The following is a 19,695-nucleotide window of genomic DNA, read 5'->3' on the forward strand; positions in this document are numbered from 1 at the left end:
TGTCTTCCCTCGGGCTTGACCCGAGGGTCACTGCGCCAACACATTGAACGTTTGTGGCTCCCGAATTGGCCCTCGGGTCAGGCCCGAGGGAAGGGCGGTGTGTGGGACAGTCCGAGCGCCCAAAGCGTCTGCAGTGGCTGGCCCCGTCTCTTTGGCCGGGGTGGAAATCGAGGTGATCGTACGTTACTTGGCTTTGCTCAGGGCTTCGCGCAATTGGCGCAGGATGGAATCCTGGTCGTAGGGCTTACGGACGACGCCGATGCCCTCAAAGGCAGTCGGGATGCTGCCAGCTTCGCCATAGCCCGTAGCGAAGATGAAGGGGATGCCGTCGGCCAGCAGTTGGCGGGCGATGGGTTCCGAGGTTTCTTCGCCCAGATTGACGTCGAGGATCGCGATATCCGGTCTGTTCCGCGACAGGGCGGCGCTGGCTTCGCGATGCGAAGTGGCGACGGCATCGACCTCCATGCCCGCATCGACCAGAAGGCGTTCGAGATCCATGGCGATCAGCATCTGATCTTCAACGACGAGCACATGCTTGCCGGTGAGGTCAGTGTCTGCGACCACCGAAGGATGGGACGTTTCGACCGGGGTCGGCGCCGGGACGTTACGAATGGAGATGAAGCGCGGTGGGATTCTGAACCGGGCAAGAACGCCCTCGCGAAGGTATTGCACGTCGCTTTCCCCGCCGAGATCGAAGGGAATGCTGCGATCGATCAGCACCGTGCCGAAGCCGCGGCGGCTGGGCGGAGTGACTTCGGGACCATCGCTTTCTTGCCAGACGATATTGCAGCCACCGACATCGTCGATGCTCCAGGTGACGCTGAGCGTGGCGCCGGGGCGGGAGAGCGCGCCGTATTTGGCGGCATTGGTCGAAAGCTCGTGCAGCACCAGCGCCATGATTGAAAAGGCGCGCGCATCCATCCAGACACCGGGGCCAGATAGGACGATGCTCGATGTTCCGGTGCGGTAGGGGGTTAATTCTGCATTGAGCAGATCGACCAGGGAGCCGCCACCATCGCCGCGAATGACCTGATCATGGGCGAGCGAGAGGGCATGGATGCGGCCGCGGAGCGACTCGACATAGTTTTCGAGGCTCTGGCCGGTATGGTCGGGGCTTGTGACCAGCGATTTGATGACCGCGAGGATGTTCTTGACGCGGTGGTTCAGCTCTTCGTTGAGCATGCGCTGGCGCAGTTCGGCCTTGGCGCGCTCATCGGCCAGCAATTCCGAATGTTGCAGGATGACTCCGACGAGGGCGGCGCGAGCCGCTTCTCCGAATTCGCGCTCCTGCTCGGTCCAGGGCGCGGATTGCTGGTGAACCGTCTCTTTCCAGATGGCGAAGCTCTTGCGCGGCGTCAGACGATCGCCGAGCGGGCCTGTCTCGTAGACCTTATCCGGATTGCCGGCCCAATCGAGTGTCTGCACCAATTCCTTGCGGAAATAGAACAGGAAATCGCGCGGCCGCTGCGAGAGTGGCACGATGAGAACGCCTGCAGCGGTCGCTGCATATTCCTCGGCGCCGGGGAAGACATTGGCCAATTTGTTGGTGGCCCAAATACAGCCTTCGGCGACGGTCTGCGCGAACCGTGCGAGGCCGGGGATTGCTTCGGGCGGTGGCGTCGCGCCAGAACTAACGAGCTTGCCGTCGATCCACATGGCAAGGCCATCGGACGGTATGAGATTGCCGAAATCGCTCAGATGATCGCGGAACAGCTGATTGATGTCGTCTGCGCCGACAGCAAGCCCAAGGAACTCGTCGAGGGCGCGGCGCGCCGTGGTGACGGCTTCGAGGAGGCGCCGATTGTGGAGGGCATTGAGATGGAGCGAGAAAAACTCGCCGAACATTTCGGCGGCGACCCGCTGCGCCATGGACAGCGTGCGTGGGCCATAATGGTGGCAGGCGATCAGCCCCCACAGCTCGCCATCAATGATGATGGAAATCGACATCGAGGCGCCGACACCCATATTGCGGAGGTATTCGCAATGGATGGGCGAAACGCTGCGCAGATGCGCGAAGGAAAGGTCGAGCGGCTCGCCGGAGATATCGAGCACCGGATTGACTGGAATTCGCTCGAAATTGGCGTCGGAAATGATGCGGATCGTGTTCTTGAGATAGAGCGCACGGGCCTGTTGCGGGATGTCGCTGGCAGGGAAATATTGGCCGAGGAAACTTTCGAGATCGGGGCGCTTGGCTTCGCTCATCACTTTGCCGGCGCCATCGGAGCCGAACTGGTAGATCATGACGCGATCATAGCCGAGCATCCCCTGGATCAGGCGGGCCGTGTCGCGGATCAGGCGATCGGTCGTCGTGATCTGCTGGATGCGGCCAAGCATGGCGCGGGTCAGTTCGAGCGGTTGGGCAATTTCGCTTTCGGCCGGCTCGAGCTCGATGATGGCATTGCCCTTGAAGCGGTGGACCGCGATGTCATACCGGCGGCCGTTGGGCAGCAGCTCGCCAAAGAGCAGCGAAGAGCGGGCGCCTTCCTGCGTGCGCGAAAGAGCGTTGCGAATGTTATGGGAAACCTGATCGCCTAGCACTTCGGGCAGCGAGCGGCCGTTGAGATCGCCTTCTACGCCGATAATGCCAGCACAATTTTCTGAATGACGCAGAACGGTGACGGCGGACATGTCACAGGCGAGGAGGCATCCATGGGGCTGAATGCTGCCCGGAATGTGGATGGGTTCGCGATCACAATTGGTCAGGTCGACCTTGGTCTGGGCGTTCATGGGGCCGCAACCGTGTAGGCATCGAGGGCGAGGCGGAAGGCATCTTCGCTGGCGCGCAACACGTCTTCATGCTCGCCGGCGGGGGTCTGTTCCAGAACCGAGAGGAACTGCGGCCAGCGTGCGATGTCGCCGGCCTGACGGCCAAGATGACGGGCGCCGAAATCTTCGGAGAAACCGATAGCCTTGGCGCGGCGCAACAGGAGGCGGGCGCCGACGCTGGAGCCTTCGAGGACATAGAGCATGCCGAGGCGTTCGCCGCGATTGGCGCGCGGCGTTTCACTGGTTTGAGTCTTGGGCACGGAGCGGCCGAGATCGGCCAGATCCTGCGCCATGACGTCGGCCAAGAGCGGGGACTGCCAGCCGTCGCCGGCAAGGCGTGGCTCTATGGCCGCACGAAAAAGATAGCTGCGCGTGACATAGTCTGCGTAGTCGTCTTGGGCAGTGAACTCCCCCACCTGCTGATCAAGCTGGTGGTGGAGCGCGGCGGTCCGCTCTTTGAGCGCGGAACGCAGTGAGGCTATGGCCATGGAAGCTCCGATTTCCAGCGAACATAGGTCGTGTGACCAAAGCTGTCATTTCAATATTTTATAACTTATGTCATAGCGCACAACGCTTTTTGCGCGGCCTTTCCAGAATTGTTGACTTGGATGGTCACCTTTATTAAGGGGTGACGCGCGACGAATTTCGGCGCGTGGTGCGATGACGGCAGCAGACTGCCGAGAGGTGTGACATGGCAGAGCGGAAAACGGCCTTGGGCCTGATGCAGCGAATGGCAACGGTTGCGTTGGTTTTGGCTGGGATCACGGGCTTTTCTATGGCGCAGGATGTCGCACCGGTCAGCCCTGTGCCGGATGTGGTTGCGCCAGCAGTTGTGCCGGGAACGCAGACGGCGCCTGCCGTTGTGGATGTTCCGGCTGAGCCTGCAGTTGGTGTCGAAACCGGGTTACAGGGGCATGACCTATCGCCCTGGGGCATGTTCATGGCGGCGGATTACGTCGTCAAAGGCGTGATGATCGGGCTTGTGACAGCGGCTGTCGTGACCCTGACCATCTGGTTGTTTAAGACCCTGCAGCTCGCAGGCGCGCGGCGACGGGCGCTGGCGACAGTGCGCGATGTTTCGAAGGCCCAAAGCCTCCGCGACCTGGCCGAGACGATGCGGCAGCGGCGCGGCGTCGGGGCGATGCTGGTGGCGGCGGCGCAGGAAGAAATGGACGCCTCAAGCGATATGCTGGGGCGGGTTGATCCCGGCGGGATCAAGGAACGTGTTTCCTCGCGGCTGTCGCGGATCGAGGTGGCCGCCGGCCGCAAGATTTCCAAGAGCCTTGGGATTTTGGCGTCGGTCGGTTCTGTGGGGCCTTTCGTCGGCCTCTTTGGGACCGTCTGGGGCATCATGAATGCCTTTGTCGGGATCGCCGAGACGCAGACGACAAACCTCGCCGTCGTGGCGCCGGGTATCGCAGAGGCGCTGCTCGCGACGGCATTTGGGCTTGTCGCGGCTATTCCGGCGGTGGTGATCTACAATGCCTTCGCGCGCTCGGTGACGGGCTATCGGCAGGTGCTGGCCGATGTATCGGCGGGGATCGAACGGGTGGTGAGCCGGGATCTCGATCGCGTGGCGCTGCATGGTCGCGTTTCGAGCGCTAAGGCGGCGGAATAGGCCATGGCTGGGCGGATCAAGGATAGCGGCGGCGACGATCTCGAGATCAATCACGAGATCAATGTGACGCCCTTTATCGACGTCATGCTGGTGCTGCTGATCATCTTCATGGTGGCGGCGCCTTTGGCGACGGTCGATGTCAATGTCGACCTGCCGGTGTCGAACGCGACGCCAGCGCCGCGACCCGATGAGCCGCTGTTTGTGACGCTCAAGGGCGATCTTTCACTGGCCATCGACAATGATGTGGTGGCGCGCGACGCGTTGCAGGTGCAACTCGATGCGGTGACCCAGGGGGATCGCGAGACGCGGGTGTTTTTGCGGGCCGACCAGGACGTCGCCTATGGCGAACTGATGGCGGTGATGAACCTGTTGCGCGAGGCCGGCTATGTGCGGATCGCGCTCGTTGGGCTCGAAAGTGCCAATGGGGTTGCTTTGCCAGAGGCTGCAGCGGCGCAATGAAACTGACCGGCGACAGTTTTAGTCCCGAAGATTTTTTGCGCACCACGCGGGGCGAACTTGCGCTTTGGGTGACGGCGAGCTTGATCGTGCTTTCGGGGATCGGCTCGGGCGTCTGGGCCTATCAGCGGTTCGTGCCGGCGGAACCGGCTGGAGAACAGGCCGGAGCGATGACGGTGGAATTTGCCGAGTTCGTGACATCCCCGGCAGACGAAGAGCTTGAGATCGCCGAAGGGGCGCCTTCCACGGCTTCGGAAGCCGCGCCGGAGACTGAGGCGGAGCCGGATCCTGAAGCAGAACCGGCGGAAGAGCCTGATCCAATCGAAGAGGCGAAGCAACTGGAGGAACCTGAGCCAGTGGTTGAAGAGCCGCCACCGGTTGCCGAGGAAGCGCAGCCGGAAGCTGAGGAACCGCCGCCGGTTTTAGAAGAGCCGCCGCCAGAGCAAGTTGCAGAGCCCGAGCCGGTGGCGCGTATGGCTGCGGTTGAGCCCGAGCCTATGCCAGAACCGGAGCCTGCGCCTGTCAAAACGGCAGAGCCGGTGATCGAGGTGCCCGAGGTGGAAGTGCCCGAGCCGGCTGTGGTGATCGAGCGGCAGGCGGAGGTGGTGCCGGAGGCCGAGCCGGTTGAGGAACCGCCGGTTGTAGAACCGGTCGAGCCGGAGGCGGAGCCAGAACCAGAACCGGTGGATCCGAATTTGCCCGTGCCGGTGACGATGCCGCAGCGGATTGCCGATATTCGCGCGGAAACGCCGGCGACGAAGTTTACGCCGCCGCCACAGCGAAAGACTGCACCGCCGCCGTCAGCGGCGAGCGTTGCGGCTGCGCCGAAGCCGGCTGCGGAAAAGGCTGAGCAGGTCGCAGCGCCGCAGCAAACGGTTTCCGCGGCGCCGAGTGCGTCGCAGGTTCAGAGCTGGCAACGAAAGGTCAGTTCGCATGTGAACAGGCGCTTGAGACATCCTCAAGCGGGTAGATCTAGGGCAGCGACTGGTACGGCGTGGGTTTGGTTCAACATCGACCGAAGCGGCGGTGTTGTTTCAGTTCGCCTCTCCGAGTCTAGCGGTTCAGATATTCTGGATCAGGCAGCGTTGGACTTAATCTGGTCTAGTTCGCCTTTGCCTGCGCCCCCTCCTGGATTGCCGGAAGACAGTTTGACTATCAAATTTCCGGTCGAGTACGAAAACCGATAGCGCCTTCGATCGTTCGCAGGTGACTCGTGATGTCTTTTCGATCACGAAATATTACTGGCGAGGGCAAATGGATATCGGCCACGACCTTTGCGGGCTGGCCCGCAAGGATCAACACGCGGTCAGCTAATCTTGCGGCGTCTTCGGGCATGTGAGTAACGAGGAGCGTCGTCGGCTGGTCGGCTGCGATGATCTCTGCGACGAGATCCTGCATTTCGCCGACGAGGGCGCGGTCGAGGGAGACGAAGGGTTCGTCGAGGATCAGGAGGCCTGAGCTCATTGCCAAGGCGCGGGCGAGGCTGGCGCGGCGCTGCATGCCGCCGGAGAGTTGGCGGGGGTAGAGTTTTGCGGCGCTGGTGAGGCCGGTGCGCTCAAGGGCGGACAGGGCGGTGGCGGTATCGACGCCTTGGCCGGCGGTGCGGATGTTGTCGAGGACGGTCAGCCAGGGGAGGAGGCGGGGGTCCTGGAAGACGAAGCCGGGGGGCGGGGCGTCGATGGGCGACTGGCCGTCGATCTGGATGGAGCCGCTGAACTGCGTGTCGAGGCCAGCGATCATCCGGAGCAGGGTGGATTTGCCGATGCCGGAGGGGCCGAGGATGGCGGTGACGCTGCCCGGAGCGATAGTGAGATCGATGCCGGCCAGGACCGGCGCCGCGTTTGTTGCGTAGCGCTTTTCGGCGATGGAAAGGTTCAGGCTGGGTCCGCGCGCCATTTGAGGACCTTGTGTTCGAGGGGGCGCAGGAGGCCGTATTCGACCGCGAGGACGACGGCGATGAAGGCAGTTGTGTAGGCCAGAATGCTGGTGATGTCGAAGAACTGGAAGAAGAGGCTGACGCGGTAGCCGACGCCACCATCGCTGCCCAAGACTTCGAAGACGAGGACGATTTTCCAGATCAGCGACAGGCCCGTGCGTGCGGCGGCGAGCACGAAGGGCATGAGCTGGGGGATGAAGACGAGGCGGAGGCGCCGGGCGAGGGGCCAGCGCATGGCGCGGGCGAGTTCGTCATATTCGGGGGCGAAGTTGCGCACGCCTTCGCGGATGGTGGCGGCGACGAGGGGGAGCTTGTTGACGACGACGGCGGAAATCAGCGCGGTCTCGGTGAGGCCGAGCCAGATGTAAAAGAGGATCGCGACGACGATGGCGGGCAGGTTGAGACCGACAATGAGCCAGCCGGAAAAGAGGCGATCGAGACTGCGGACGCGGCCGAGGACGAGGCCAAGCGCCGTGCCGAGCACCATGGCGAGGAAGAAGCCGAGGCCGGCGCGGATAAGGGTTTGCCCGAGATCAGGCAGCAGGCGTTCGGCGGTGGCGAGATGAATGAGTTCGGCGCCCACCGCGAGGGGCGTCGGGAAAAGGCGCTGGGCCATGAGCATGGCCAGCACTTGCCAGAAGAGCAGAAGGAGCGGGATAGAGGCCAGCTCAAGGAAACGATGATGGCGTTGCGCGGATGGCACCAAAACTACTTGCTGTAGCCGGGCCAGAAGGTGCCCTCGGCAAGGGTCGTGTCATCGCCGACCACATCACTGCCGCCGAATTCGGCGAGGAGTGCGAAAGTCTTTTCGGCGGCGGAGGTGTCCGCGGGATCGTAGGCGGTGACGATGCCGGCGCGGTAGCCGGATTTGAGGGCCTCGAACAGCGCGGGGTCGTCGGCGGCGCCCATCAGGTCTTTGAGGTGTTCCCAGGCCGAGTCATCGGTGCGAAGCACGTCCTTGGCGGCGAAGGAGGTGTCGAGGAAACGCTTGAGGGCTTCGGGCTTCGCTGCGGCTGTGGCTTCGGTAAATGTCCAGCCGAGAAGGGGCGGGGGTGTCGCGATGCCGAGATCGCCCAGCATGGCTTTGACAGAGAGCAGTTCGGTGGCGCCGGATGCGGCGGCGCGAGCGTTCCATTGCCAGAAATTGAGGCCAGCATCGATCTTGGCACTGGCGAGGAGTTCGTTGACGAGCGGCGGAGCGCCGAAGCGGGGCTCTGTGGCTTCCGCAAGAGTCTTGCCGGTTTCGTGGGCGAAATAGGCCTGAAGAATGACCCAGCTTTTGTCGGCTGGGCCGCCGGCAACGCCTATGACTTTGCTTTCCAGATCGGCGACCGAGGCGATGTCGCTGCCGGCGGGGATCATGAGGCCCCCGACGGCGAGCGAATGGGGCACCATCGCGACCATATTGCCGGAATTGCGCTGGACCGAGACCCAGACGAAATCGGAGAGGATGACGTCGACGGCACCGGTCTGGAGCGCGATCTGGCCAGCGCGGCTATCGGCGAGCGGGCGCACGACGAGATCGAGATCATGGGCCTTGTCGAGGCCCATGGATTTGATGGTCTCGATCTCCCATTGCACGGTGCCGCTTTCCTGCACGCCGATGGTCAGCGTCTCCGCAGCCCCGGCAGAGCCGAGGCCAGCGAGCGTGAGGAAGAGCGCGGTGGCAGCGTGCTTTAGGGCCGTCATGGTCGATCAGGCGCCGGTGACGCGCCAGATGACATCGCCGACGTCGTCGGCCATGAGGAGGGCGCCATCGGCTGCGACGGTGACGCCGACGGGGCGGCCATAGGAGTATTTTTCGTCAGCCGAGAGGAAGCCCGTTAGGATATCGCGCGGCAGGCCGGTGGGCTTGCCGTTTTCGAAGGCGACGAAGGTCAGTTTGTAGCCGCTCAGCTTGCTGCGGTTCCAGGACCCGTGCTGGCCAATGGCCATGCCGGCAGGGAAGCCGGGCAGGGTGTTCTCTGGCATCCAGGTGAGGCCGAGGGAGGCCGTGTGGCCGCCGAGGGCGTAATCGGGGTGATCCTGGGTTGCGGCAGAACGGGCCGGGTTCTGAGTGACGCGATCATCGACCACGCCCCAATAGGAATAGGGCCAGCCATAGAAACCGCCATCGCGCACCGAGGTCAGATAATCGGGCGGGGTTTCGTCGCCGAGGCCATCGCGCTCGTTGACGACCGTGAAGAGCGTATTGGTCGTCGGCTCCCAGGCCATGCCAACTGGATTGCGGAGGCCGGCGCCATAGATGCGCGAGGTGCCCGTGGCGATGTCATATTCGTGGATGCAGGCGCGGTTTTCTTCGGCCGCCATGCCGGCATCGCCGATATTGCTGAGCGAACCGACGGCGACATAGAGTTTTGTGCCGTCCTTGCTGGCGATGAGATTGCGCGTCCAGTGGCCGCCGGGAACGAGGTCCATCAGTTTCTTGCCGGGTGTGGTGATGCTGGTGGCGGCGGGATCATAGGGATAGGCGTAAAGCGCATCGCTGGCGCCGACATAGAGCGTCGAGCCGATCAGTGCCATGCCATAGGGCTGGCGGACATTGGCGATATAGGTGTGGCGGATTTCGGCGACGCCATCGCCATCGGCATCGCGGAGGAGAATGATACGGTTCGGGCTATCGCCCGAGGCCCGGGCGCGCTGCATGGTGACCGACATGGCGTGGTCAAAAAGCGAGCTTGGCTTGCCCGATTCACCCATGGACTCGGCGACGAGCACGTCGGCGTTGGGGAGGACATAGACCTGGCGGGGATGGTCGAGCCCCTTGGCGAAGGCATTGACCTTGAGGCCCGCAGCGACCGTTGGCTTATGATCGCCTTCCCAGCCCTTGGCGGTCGGCATTTTCAGCGTCGGAATGCTGCCCTGGGCCTTGGGCTCGGGAATGGAGGGCTTGGCGCCGAAAACGGGCGGGCGCGGACCATCGCCGGAATGGCGGACAGCAACGGCAACGGCGCCAACGGCAGCGACGATCTGGGCGAAGATGGAATTGGCGTTCATTGGCGTCTCGACAGACTGGTATGGAACCGGGGCGGCGCCAAACTAGCGGCATTGTCGCCCGCGAGCCAATAGGAAAACCGGCTTTTTTGGAGTTTCCCGGCAGAAACTTAGGGCGGGCTAAACCTGGGACATCGGTATTGTTTGTAGTTCGGCCTCAACCCGGAATTTACCGTCACCGTGTTAGAGTGGACACCTGAGACCCAGGAGGGTTCCATGAAGCCGCCGTTCTACGCCGCAGTGCTGGTGGGGCTGGTATTTCTTTGCGGGTGCAGCGCCAGCGAAGCGCCCCTTGTCGCGGGTGGTCCGACGCCCACGCAGGCCATCGACGCCATGTTGGCCAATCCCCGTATTCTCGAACGCGACCGTGTCGCCGTGGTCGAAAAGCGCATCCGGCTCGAAGCAACGGATTGCGCCAAGCATCCGAACGGGGTCGTTACCTGCTGGGTGCGGCTCTATTCGATTGGGCGCGGCTGGTCAGCACCGAGCATGGGGCGGTTCACGCCACAGGATGACAATTGGAGCTTCGAGTTCTGAATTCGGGCGAAGCTCCCGGATTTGTTGGGCTTTTCGACTCTGCGGCCGCAACCGAATCCGTGAGCGGAACGTTGGATGGTGCGGCATTTGAAATGTCGCGCTCAACAGTGGGGTTTATGACATGGGCGACGCAGGCATTGGCTGGATTGCAGCCATCATCATCGGCGGTATTGCAGGTTGGATCGCCTCCAACATCATGAAGACCAATACCGGGATTTTTCTCAACATCGTCCTCGGCATTGTCGGCGCGGCGATTGCGAGCTTCCTTTTCGGTATTCTCGGAGTTTCCTTCGGTGGCTGGCTTGGCTACCTGATCGCGGGCCTTCTGGGCGCGTGTATTCTTATTGCCCTGGTTCGCGCGATACGACGTTAGAACGGTAAGAGAATTTTATGGAAAGGGTCGGCAGTGATGCCGGCCTTTTTTGTTTTGGCCTTTGGGAATCATCTTTCTCCACCGCGTCATTCCCGCGAAAGCGGGAATCTCTCTTCCGGTGTAAAAGGGATTCCCGCTTTCGCGGGAATGACGCCCAGATTTTTTGAGAGCTCCGTACCGTCCAAAGCGAACAGTGCACCCTCGGGGAAGGTTAGGTGGGGGTTAGTCGTGCAGCCGCTTTTCGCCGGCTTCGATGCGAATGGGGAGAACGTTTTCGGCTGGGGGGAGCGGGCAGACGGCGTGCTCGGTGAAGGCGCAGGGCGGGTTTACGGCCTTATTGAAGTCGAGAACGATGGTCTTGTCCGTAACATCTTCGCCGAAGACGAAGCGGCAGGCAGCGTAAGTGCTGTCCTTCGATGTTTGGTCGCGGATGACGAACTGAGGCGATTCCGGCGTGCCGTGGGTGGCGAGGAGTTCGTAGGTGACGCCATCGCGGGTGAAGACGGCTTTGTGGGTGGCTTCGACATCGGTCGGGATCGACTTGGACGTGTCGATGGTGAGGCCCTTGGCGGTTTCGAGCTGCACCCAATCGGCCACAACGCGCCATGTGGGGTCGAGCGGGAAGTATTCGAGCGGCTGCAGCTTTTCGGGGGCAGCCGACGTGGTGTCGCGGACGCGGAGGGCGTTTTCGCCGTTGAGGGACGTTACCTCGAGGAGGAGATTTCCGGCGGTGAAACGCGGCGGATTATATTTCGAGAGTTCGAGGACCTGCGGGGCGCCGTCTTCGGGCGTGTAAGTCACTTGGCCATCGGCGTCTTGGGTGAGGCTGCCGATATGGGAGGGGCCGGAGGAGAGGATGATGTCGTTGTCGGCGGCGGTGCCGACGGTGACGGTGCCTTCGGCGAGCCAGACGCGGGCGATGATATTGAGCCAGCCATTGGGGGCTTTGAGAGCGGCGAGGCGCTTAGCCTGCCAATCGGCATATTGGGTGAGGTAATCGGTCATGATGAAATCTCGTTGACGGAGAGGCGCGGCACGCTGGCGAGCAGGCGCTGCGTATAGGGATGCTGGGGGTTTTTGAGGATTTTGGCGGTTTCGCCTTGTTCCACGATCCGGCCTTTTTCGAGGATGACGATGCGGCGGCAGAGGGCGGCGACGACGCCAATATCGTGGGAGACGAAAAGCAGAGTCATCTCCGCGCTGAGGCGCGCGAGCAGATCGACGATGCGGGTGCGGGTGGTGAGATCAAGCGCACTGACGGCTTCATCGGCGAGGAGGAAGGGCGGGCGGGCGACGATGGCACGGGCGATAGCGATGCGCTGGCGCTGGCCACCGGAGAACTGATGCGGATAGCGCGTGGCGGCGTCGCGATCGAGGCCGACGGCTTCTAGGGCCTCGGCAACCATCTGCCGGTGATCGCCGTCGATTTTCAGGGAGCGCAGGGGCTCAGCGATGATCGAAAAAATAGTCTGGCGCGGATCGAGGGAGGAATACGGGTCCTGGAAGACGATCTGCGCCTGGCGCCGGAACTGGCGCATGAAAGCGCGGTTGCCAGTATCGAGGTTTTGGCCGTCGAAAGTGATGCTGCCGCTATCCGGGCGGGCGAGGCCGAGGAGGAGGCGGAGCAAGGTGGTCTTGCCCGAGCCGCTTTCGCCGACGAGACCGACCGTGTCGCCGGGGGCGATTTCGAGGTTGATGTCGGAAAGAATTTGCCGAGTGGCGCTATAGCCGAAATCAACGTTTTTGACCTGGATAAGGGTCATGGCGTGCCCTCCAAGGCCCGATCAAAGCTGCGCGCGGCGGCGAGGAGGCTTTTGGTGTAATCGTGCTGGGGATTACCGAAGACGTCGGCGACGGTGCCGGCTTCGACGGCTTCGCCCTGGCGGAGGACGACGACGCGGCTGACGGTGTTGGCGACGACGGGGAGGTCGTGGCTGATGAAGAGGAGCGCCATGTTGCGCTCTCTGACGAGACGGTCGATCAGGGCGAGGATTTCGGCCTGGGTGGTGACGTCGAGCGCGGTGGTCGGTTCGTCGGCAATCAAGAGATCAGGCTTGCAGGCGAGGGCCATGGCGATGGCGATGCGCTGGCGCTGGCCACCTGAAAGTTCATGCGGATAGGCGCGGGCGATGCGCGGCGGATCGGGGAGGGCGACCTCGGTGAGAAGGGCAAGGACGGCCTCGTCGAGTGCGGTGCCATGAAGCGGTTTTCCATCGCGTTTGGCGCGGCGGGAGAGGGGTTCGGCAACCTGTTTGCCGACGCGCATGAGCGGATCGAGCGCGGTCAGCGGTTCCTGGAAGACGATGGCGGCGGCGGTGCCGCGGAGCGTGTTGAGCTGGCGTTCCGGCGCGCCGATGACTTCTGTGCCGGCGAGAATGGCGGAGCCGCTGGCGCTGAGACCGGCGGGGAGGAGACCGGTGGCGGCGAGGGCGGTGAGGGACTTTCCGGAACCGGATTCGCCGATGAGGCCTAGGCGTTCGCCCTTTGCGAGGAAGAAGGATAAGCCGTGGATCAGCGTCTTGCCGCCGGTCGAGACCGAGAGATTGTCGAGCGTGAGGAGAGCGGTCATCGGGCGCGCCTCGTGGGATCGATGAAGTCGCGGAGGCCGTCGGCGAGAAGGTTGACGCCGATGGCGAGGGAGACGAGCGCGATGCCCGGAGCGATGGCGCCGAGGGGGGCAGTGTAAACCGTGCCTTGGGCCTCTTGCAGGATGCGGCCCCAGGAGGCGTTGGGCGGCGGGGCGCCTAGGCCGAGATAGGAGAGAGACGCTTCGGCGATCACGGCGAGGCCGAATTGCAGGGCGAAGTTAACCGCGAGGGTCGGCCAAATATTGGGGAGGATATGGATGGCGACGATTTTAGGCCAGCTGCTACCCGAGGTGCGGGCGGCGGTGATGTAGTCCATCACCAGCACGCGCTTTGCGAGAATGCGGGTGAGGCGCGCGACGATGGCCGAGAGAGCGATGCCGAGCGCGATGATGGCGGACCACAGATTGGCCGTGTCGCTGGCAGCGACGACCAGCATGGCGATAAGCAGGGTCGGGAAGGCAATGAGGATATCGAGCGTGGCCGCCAAGGCATCATCGAGCCAGCGGGTAGCGAAAGCAGACAGAATTCCGAGGGTGACGCCAATGACGGCGCCGATGGCGACGGCGCCGAGCCCGACGGTGAGCGCGATGCGGCTACCGATCATCATCTGCGTAAAGAGATCGCGGCCGAGCCTGTCGGTGCCGACCCAATGGAGAAGGCTTGGGCCTTCGAGGCGGCCGCCGGCCATGGCAGTCGGGTCATAGGGCAGCCAGATGAGGCTGAGGAGCCCGGCAAAGACGTGGAGGCCGACGAGGATGAGGCCGGCCCAGAGAATGAGCGGGCGGCGCTGGCGTTGCGGCGCGGTGATGATTTCGGTGGTCATTCGCGGGCGCTCCCGGTTGAGCGGAGGCGCGGATCGATCAGGCGCTGGGCGATGTCGGCGGCAAAGCCGATGAGGAGGACAAGGAGGGTCGAAATGAAGAGGACGCCCTGCACATTGGGATAATCGCGCTGCTGGATGGCGAGGAGCAGCATGGAGCCGAGGCCGGGCAGCGAGAAGACGCGCTCGATGACGACGGCGCCGAGGAAGGTGCTGGCGAGTTCGATGCCCAGAATGGAAATCACTGGCACGGCGCCGTTGCGGAGGCCGTGGCGGATTAGCGCCTCTGGGAAACTGGCGCCGAGCGCGCGGGCGGTGCGGAGGTAATCGCTGCCGAGCACGTCAAGCGTCGCGGCACGGACATAGCGCAGGAGCGAGGCGCCCATGACGAGGCCGATGGTGAGCGCCGGCAGGATCATGCCCGTGATCGCTTCGCCAAAATTGGCCCAGCCTTTGAGCGGAAAGCCGCCGGAGGGGAGCCAGCGCAGATTGATGGAAAAGAGCGTCACCAGCAGAATGCCGACCCAGAAGACTGGAATGGCGATGCCGAGCTGGGAGATGACCGAAATGGCCGTGCCGTACCATTTTTCGGAGCGGACGGCGGCGAGAATGCCCAGCGGAACGGCGAGGATCAGCGCGATAAAGAAGCCCATGAACGTCAGCGGCAGGGTGACCGACATGCGGTTGCCGATTTCTTCCAGCACCGAGGCGCGGCTGACGAAGGATGTGCCGAGATCGAGACGCGCGATATTGCCGAGGAAGCTGACGAATTGCACGGCGAGCGGCTGATCGGAACCGACCTGGGCGCGGGCGGCGGCGATCTGCTGCTCGGTGGCGCCGACGCCAAGGAGAGCATTGGCCGGATCGCCGGGGAGGAGGCGCAAGAGCACAAAGAGAACCACCGCTGCGACGAAAAGCGAAGCGAGAAGGATCAGCGTGCGGCGGAGGAGGTAGACGAGAATGGGGAGATTCCTTGCGCGGTGTCGGGCGCAATATTAGCGGGGGACTGAAAGCAAAGCCACCGGCTGGTGGGCCGGTGGAAGGTGTGTTCAATGGATTCCCAATTGCCGTCATCACCGGGCTTGTCCCGGTGATCCATCGCTCGGCGCGGTATGGATTGCCGGGACAAGCCCGGCAATGACGGCGGCGCGAGGGAGCCTATTCGCTCTTCTGAATGTCGTAGGCGTAGAACTGGGAGTTCAGGCCGTTGACGGGGTAGCCGGTGACGTTGGTGGCGGAGACGACGATCTGGGGATAGAGGTAGAGCCAGTTGCTGGCGGCGTCTTCGGCGATCAGTTTATTGGCTTCGGTCAGCTTTTCGGTCTGTTCGGCTTCCGTGGCGGCGGATTCAGAGTCAGCGATCAGCTTGACGACCTCAGGGTTGTTATAGCCCCAGTAGAAGTCGGGATTGCCGTAGAAGACGATGTCGCGGTGGTTCACGTGTTCCTGCAGCGTCGCCTGGAAATCGTGGGCCTGGTAGACCTTGGTGTACCATTCATTGGCGGTGATGATGTTGATGTTCACCTTGACGCCGATCTTGGCATATTCGGACTGCAGGAACTGCGCGACGATCGGATGCGGATCGTAGTCCGGGGTGTCGAGGGTGAACTCAAAGCCATCGGGATAGCCGGCTTCGGCGAGGAGGGCCTTGGCGCTGTCGACGTCATAGGCATCGACGCTGGTGAGATCGACATACCAGGGATCGGTCGGCGGCACGAAGGAGCCGATCAGCGTGCCATATTCGCCCCAGATGGAATTGAGCAGGCGGGCCTTATCGGTAGCGCGGGCCAGAGCCTTGCGGACCTTGACGTTGTCGAACGGGGCGACGCGATCGTTGTAGGCGAGGATTTCCTTGGTGGTGGAAGCGCCTTCGGTGACCGTATAGGGCGAATTGCCCTGGAACTGGGCGAGGGAATCCGGGCTCTGGACCGACGTGATGATGTCGACGGCGTTCGTCAGCAGCGCGTTGTTGAGCGCGGTGGCATCGGTGAAATAGGTGTAGATCACTTCGCCATTGGTCGGGGCGTCACCCCAATAGGCGTCGTTGCGCTCGAGGGCGAGGGCCGAACCGCGGCGCCATTCGCCCAGCGTATACGGGCCGGTGCCGTCTTCGGTGGCCGTGATATCTGTGGCGGCGTCGTTGACGATCCAGACATAGGAGAGGTTGTAGGGCAGCGAGATCGAGCGCGCCGAGAGCGTGATCACGACGGTCTGGTCATCGGGGGTTTCGATGCCGGTGATGGTCGAGAGGCTCTTCTTGCGCGAGCTCTTCGAGGCTTCGGCGGTGACGCGCTCGATGGAATATTTCACATCGGCTGCGGTCAGCGGATCGCCGGAGTGGAAGGTGACGCCGGGCTTGAGCTTAAAAGTGTAGGTGAGGCCGTCTTCGCTGGCTTCATAGCTATCGACGAGCTTGGGCTCGACAGCACCGGCATCGGTCAGCTGGAACAGGGCTTCGTAGACATTGCCATTGAAGGCTTCGTTGATGCCCTGGCCGGCGCCGGCGGTATTGTCGAGGTTCTGGGGCTCATAGAGCGAGCCGATGCGGATGGAGGCGTCGGGATTGGCCTCCTGCGCGAGGACTGTTGCGGGCAGGGAAATGCCGGCCAGAAGGGCGGCGAGAAGGAGGGTTTTGGTGGTCATGCGACGCTCCGAAAAATGCTGGCCGGGAGCTTATGATCTGGCCAGAAAATTCTCTATCTATCCGGTCGACAATCTTGTGCCGGGACTCGTGCCGATAAGGTATTTTCTACTCGGCAAACGCGCCGAAGGAAAATCTCATTTCACAATGTGATGGGACCCGCCGTGAGAAGGGTTTCCAGTATCGTAAAATCTCCGTAAAATTGACGAGGAATGCGGAGTGGTCATGATCGAGGAAGACGATCAGCGCGGATTTAGCGAACAGCCTATGGCGCGGTTCGATGCCGCGACCGATATGGCCGTGGCCTTTTACCGTTTTGCCCTGCAGACTTACCAATATCGCTGCGCGATCAGTGGCTTGAGTGTTTCGCCTCTAGATGAGAATCTGCATGAAAAGCTTGAGGTGGTGCTGATCCATCCGCGCGAATTCGGTGGGGAATTGGAGATCGGCAATGTGCTGGTGCTCGAATCGCGCTTGGCGCAACTTTTTTCCACCGGTGTGGTGAGCGTCGCTGACAACGGAACGCTAACGGTGGCGCGGCCAGATGAGGTTTCATCTGAGCGTGAGGACGTTATCAGCCCAGGCGCGGCGCTGCTTTTGCCGGAAGATCCATTGCTGCGACCGAGTGCTAAAAACCTGCAGTTTCATCGGCTTACGATTGCGCGCTACGCGGCTTAGCTGTGTGAATTGACTGCAGCGACTGGTTTTTTGACTGGCGTGGGTGCAGGCTGGGCTAAACTTCCATACCAGGATATTGCACCGTGCCCTTTCCCGATCTCACTCACCCGGCGCTTGGCGCCTATCGTAGCAGCGTTGAAATGCCTGGTGATTTCGCCAGCTTCTGGTCGGACACGCTGGCTCAATCGCGCGCGGCGGGCGGCAAGGTCGAGATGGTGCCCGCCGAAACGAGCCTCAAGCTGATCGAAGCTTTTGATGTGACCTTTCCGGGGTTTGACGGTCAACCGGTCAAGGGTTGGTTGCTTTTGCCGAAGGTGCGCGAAGGTAAACTGCCGCTCATCGTGCAATTCATCGGCTATGGCGGCGGGCGGAGCTTTCCGCATGAGCTGCTGCATTGGGCGGCTTCAGGCTATGCCTATTTCCGGATGGATACGCGCGGGCAGGGTAGTAGCTGGAGCATGGGCGCGACCTCGGACCCCGTGGGCACGACGCCCTCCATTCCCGGCATGATGACCAAGGGCGTGCTCGACAAAAACGACTACTATTACCGGCGCCTCTTTACCGATGGCGTGCGTGCGGTCGACATGCTGCTCGAGCAGGATTTCGTCGATCCCCAGCGCGTTGCCGTTTGTGGCGGTAGCCAGGGTGGCGGCATTGCCCTGGCGGTTGCTGGCATCGATAGCCGGGTGAAGGCTGTGATGCCGGATGTGCCGTTTCTCTGCGATTACCCCCGTGCGGTGCGGACTGCGGGACGCGATCCCTATCTCGAGATTGTACGCTTCTTGGCCCAGCATAGGGATAAGTCAGGTCAAGTCTTTGAAACGCTGCGGTATTTCGATGGCGTCAACTTCGCGCGGCAGAGCCAGGCGGCGGCATTGTTCTCGGTAGCGCTGATGGATGATATCTGCCCGCCGTCGACGGTCTATGGCGCCTATCAGGCCTTTGCCGGCAGCGATAAAACCATTGTGGAATATGAGTTTAACAACCACGAGGGCGGCGGGCCATTCCAGGATCGCGAGCAGATGAAATGGCTCGGAAAACGGTTCGGAATGGCGTGAAAAGGGAAAAACTTGCTTTACTCAAGAAACGCAAATATTGCGTAATTGAGTGAGGAGGGTCTTTTCATGGCCAGCAAGCGCGCGAACCAAGCCGATATTGCCGAAAAGCTCGGCGTATCCGTATCGACCGTGTCGCGGGCGCTGGCCAATGAGATCGGGATCAGCGACGCGGTGCGGCGGGATGTGCAGCGCGTCGCGCGGATGCTCGGCTACAAGAGCAAGCATGTGCCGGCGGTGGCGAGCCTCGACAAGCGCGCCGTCGCCATGGTGCCGCTCAATGGCGCCATGGGGAACCTGACAAGCTTTTATCACGGCATTGTCGAAGGCATGCGCGCTCAGGCGGCAGAGCAGGGCATTTTGCTCGATGTGCGTCTCGTCAATGAAGAAACGGTGACGCTCGATTTCATTCAGCGGCATATGGCCAAGACCGGCGCCAATGGGCTGGTGCTGGCGGGGATCGATCCCGATGAGGCACTGGCGCAGTGGGCGATCGACGCCGATGTCAGCGTGGTGCTGGCCAATGGTGTCGACCCGCTGATGCGGCTGAGTTCAGTGTCGCCGGCTAATTTTTTCGGCGCCTATATGGCGACGAAACACCTGCTCGATGCGGGGCATCGCCGGATTCTCCACTATACCTATCGGCACCGCCACACGATCATGCAGCGGCGGCGCGGGTTCGAGGCGGCGATGGCGACTGTGCCGGATACAGAAGCGACGGTGGTGATTTCCAACGAGCATTCCAGCCACGATCTGCTCGCCAACCTCCTGGCTGCGAAATACGACGTGACAGCGGTTTTTTGCTGGAATGACAGCGTGGCGGTTTCGATGGTGGATTCGCTGCTCGGGCAGGATTCCCCAATGCCCAAGAGCTTTTCCATGATGGGCTTTGATGATCTGCCGATTGCCGGGATCGCCAATCCGCGGCTGAGCACGGTGCGGGTTGATCGCGAGGCGATCGGGCGCGGCGTCGTCCGGCTTCTGGCGCAGCAGCTTGAGGGCGAACGCGCGGTGCAGCACCTCGAGGTTGGGCTGACGCTGGTCGAGGGCGAGACTGTGCATCGGCTGGATTGAGGGGGCGTTTTATCTTCTCTTCCCGAGCTTGCCTCCACCCCCTCCCAGCCTCCCCCATCAAGGGGGAGGTGTCGATCGAGTTTGGGGTTAGGTGTGTTCACGACCATCGGACAGCACCTCACCCTTGATGGGGGAGGCTGGGAGGGCGTGATCTCCGGC

Annotated in this window: 20 protein-coding genes; 8 read left to right on the forward strand and 12 right to left on the reverse strand. The window is 62.4% G+C overall.

Translation table 11 applies throughout. From position 1 onward, the window contains the following. Positions 1 to 183: 183 nt before the first annotated feature. Together ASG47_RS14270 and ASG47_RS14275 are read right to left on the reverse strand one after the other, a co-directional pair. Positions 184 to 2,727 carry an HWE histidine kinase domain-containing protein gene (locus ASG47_RS14270; RefSeq protein ID WP_061910157.1) on the reverse strand — a complete coding sequence of 848 codons (2,544 nt, stop codon included), beginning with the start codon at positions 2,725 to 2,727 and terminating at the stop codon, positions 184 to 186. After that, positions 2,724 to 3,254: a biliverdin-producing heme oxygenase gene (locus tag ASG47_RS14275; RefSeq protein ID WP_061910159.1), complete on the reverse strand. Its 531-nt coding sequence runs from the start codon at positions 3,252 to 3,254 to the stop codon at positions 2,724 to 2,726. Before ASG47_RS14275 ends, ASG47_RS14270 begins: the two co-directional genes overlap by 4 nt. A gap of 203 nt (positions 3,255 to 3,457) precedes the next feature. Between ASG47_RS14275 and exbB the strand changes: the two genes are divergently transcribed. The 3 genes from exbB to ASG47_RS14290 are packed head-to-tail and all read left to right on the forward strand — an operon-like array spanning position 3,458 to position 6,027. After that, positions 3,458 to 4,384: a tonB-system energizer ExbB gene (gene exbB / locus ASG47_RS14280; protein WP_061910161.1), complete on the forward strand. Its 927-nt coding sequence runs from the start codon at positions 3,458 to 3,460 to the stop codon at positions 4,382 to 4,384. A gap of 3 nt (positions 4,385 to 4,387) precedes the next feature. Further along, positions 4,388 to 4,843 (forward strand): TonB system transport protein ExbD, encoded by a 456-nt coding sequence (exbD, locus tag ASG47_RS14285; protein WP_061910163.1) that lies wholly within the window; start codon positions 4,388 to 4,390, stop codon positions 4,841 to 4,843. Beyond that, a complete protein-coding gene (locus ASG47_RS14290; protein WP_061910165.1) occupies positions 4,840 to 6,027 on the forward strand; it encodes an energy transducer TonB in 1,188 nt (395 codons plus the stop codon). Before exbD ends, ASG47_RS14290 begins: the two co-directional genes overlap by 4 nt. Here the strand turns inward: ASG47_RS14290 and ASG47_RS14295 are convergent. From ASG47_RS14295 to ASG47_RS14310, 4 genes are all read right to left on the reverse strand, one after another. Then, a complete protein-coding gene (locus tag ASG47_RS14295; RefSeq protein WP_061910166.1) occupies positions 5,996 to 6,736 on the reverse strand; it encodes an ABC transporter ATP-binding protein in 741 nt (246 codons plus the stop codon). The two genes, ASG47_RS14290 and ASG47_RS14295, sit on opposite strands and share 32 nt — an antisense overlap. Next, the gene (locus tag ASG47_RS14300; protein ID WP_200913702.1) at positions 6,715 to 7,392 is read right to left on the reverse strand and encodes an ABC transporter permease; all 678 of its coding nucleotides are present in this window, start codon (positions 7,390 to 7,392) and stop codon (positions 6,715 to 6,717) included. Before ASG47_RS14300 ends, ASG47_RS14295 begins: the two co-directional genes overlap by 22 nt. Before the next feature lie 92 nt (positions 7,393 to 7,484). Further along, the gene (locus tag ASG47_RS14305; protein WP_061910170.1) at positions 7,485 to 8,465 is read right to left on the reverse strand and encodes an ABC transporter substrate-binding protein; all 981 of its coding nucleotides are present in this window, start codon (positions 8,463 to 8,465) and stop codon (positions 7,485 to 7,487) included. A 6-nt stretch (positions 8,466 to 8,471) separates the two neighbouring features. Continuing rightward, positions 8,472 to 9,773 carry a PQQ-dependent sugar dehydrogenase gene (locus ASG47_RS14310; protein WP_061910172.1) on the reverse strand — a complete coding sequence of 434 codons (1,302 nt, stop codon included), beginning with the start codon at positions 9,771 to 9,773 and terminating at the stop codon, positions 8,472 to 8,474. A gap of 213 nt (positions 9,774 to 9,986) precedes the next feature. Between ASG47_RS14310 and ASG47_RS14315 the strand changes: the two genes are divergently transcribed. Together ASG47_RS14315 and ASG47_RS14320 are read left to right on the forward strand one after the other, a co-directional pair. Then, positions 9,987 to 10,307, forward strand: coding sequence for a hypothetical protein (locus ASG47_RS14315; RefSeq protein WP_061910174.1), 321 nt, complete (start codon positions 9,987 to 9,989; stop codon positions 10,305 to 10,307). 121 nt (positions 10,308 to 10,428) lie between these two features. Then, positions 10,429 to 10,680 (forward strand): GlsB/YeaQ/YmgE family stress response membrane protein, encoded by a 252-nt coding sequence (locus ASG47_RS14320; protein WP_061910176.1) that lies wholly within the window; start codon positions 10,429 to 10,431, stop codon positions 10,678 to 10,680. A gap of 222 nt (positions 10,681 to 10,902) precedes the next feature. Here ASG47_RS14320 and ASG47_RS14325 read toward each other — a convergent pair whose 3' ends face one another. The 6 genes from ASG47_RS14325 to ASG47_RS14350 all read right to left on the reverse strand — a co-directional run bounded on the left by ASG47_RS14325 (position 10,903) and on the right by ASG47_RS14350 (position 16,731). Further along, the gene (locus tag ASG47_RS14325) at positions 10,903 to 11,685 is read right to left on the reverse strand and encodes a DUF1684 domain-containing protein (RefSeq protein WP_061910178.1); all 783 of its coding nucleotides are present in this window, start codon (positions 11,683 to 11,685) and stop codon (positions 10,903 to 10,905) included. Beyond that, complete coding sequence (locus tag ASG47_RS14330) at positions 11,682 to 12,443, reverse strand: ABC transporter ATP-binding protein (protein WP_061910180.1); 762 nt, start codon at positions 12,441 to 12,443, stop codon at positions 11,682 to 11,684. The genes ASG47_RS14325 and ASG47_RS14330 overlap by 4 nt, the downstream gene beginning before the upstream one ends. Then, positions 12,440 to 13,249: an ATP-binding cassette domain-containing protein gene (locus ASG47_RS14335; protein WP_061910182.1), complete on the reverse strand. Its 810-nt coding sequence runs from the start codon at positions 13,247 to 13,249 to the stop codon at positions 12,440 to 12,442. Before ASG47_RS14335 ends, ASG47_RS14330 begins: the two co-directional genes overlap by 4 nt. After that, positions 13,246 to 14,091, reverse strand: coding sequence for an ABC transporter permease (locus ASG47_RS14340; RefSeq protein ID WP_061910184.1), 846 nt, complete (start codon positions 14,089 to 14,091; stop codon positions 13,246 to 13,248). Before ASG47_RS14340 ends, ASG47_RS14335 begins: the two co-directional genes overlap by 4 nt. Further along, the gene (locus ASG47_RS14345) at positions 14,088 to 15,050 is read right to left on the reverse strand and encodes an ABC transporter permease (protein ID WP_061910186.1); all 963 of its coding nucleotides are present in this window, start codon (positions 15,048 to 15,050) and stop codon (positions 14,088 to 14,090) included. Before ASG47_RS14345 ends, ASG47_RS14340 begins: the two co-directional genes overlap by 4 nt. Before the next feature lie 196 nt (positions 15,051 to 15,246). Beyond that, entirely contained in the window at positions 15,247 to 16,731 is a 1,485-nt protein-coding gene (locus ASG47_RS14350) for an ABC transporter substrate-binding protein (protein ID WP_061910188.1), read from the reverse strand. A gap of 223 nt (positions 16,732 to 16,954) precedes the next feature. Between ASG47_RS14350 and ASG47_RS14355 the strand changes: the two genes are divergently transcribed. From ASG47_RS14355 to ASG47_RS14365, 3 genes are all read left to right on the forward strand, one after another. After that, entirely contained in the window at positions 16,955 to 17,407 is a 453-nt protein-coding gene (locus ASG47_RS14355; RefSeq protein ID WP_061910190.1) for a hypothetical protein, read from the forward strand. Between the two features lie 83 nt (positions 17,408 to 17,490). After that, a complete protein-coding gene (locus ASG47_RS14360) occupies positions 17,491 to 18,465 on the forward strand; it encodes an acetylxylan esterase (protein WP_061910192.1) in 975 nt (324 codons plus the stop codon). A 66-nt stretch (positions 18,466 to 18,531) separates the two neighbouring features. Beyond that, complete coding sequence (locus ASG47_RS14365; RefSeq protein ID WP_061910193.1) at positions 18,532 to 19,536, forward strand: LacI family DNA-binding transcriptional regulator; 1,005 nt, start codon at positions 18,532 to 18,534, stop codon at positions 19,534 to 19,536. Positions 19,537 to 19,695 lie beyond the last annotated feature (159 nt).

It is taken from the genome of Devosia sp. Leaf420 (genome assembly GCF_001425445.1).
Taxonomy (GTDB): domain Bacteria; phylum Pseudomonadota; class Alphaproteobacteria; order Rhizobiales; family Devosiaceae; genus Devosia.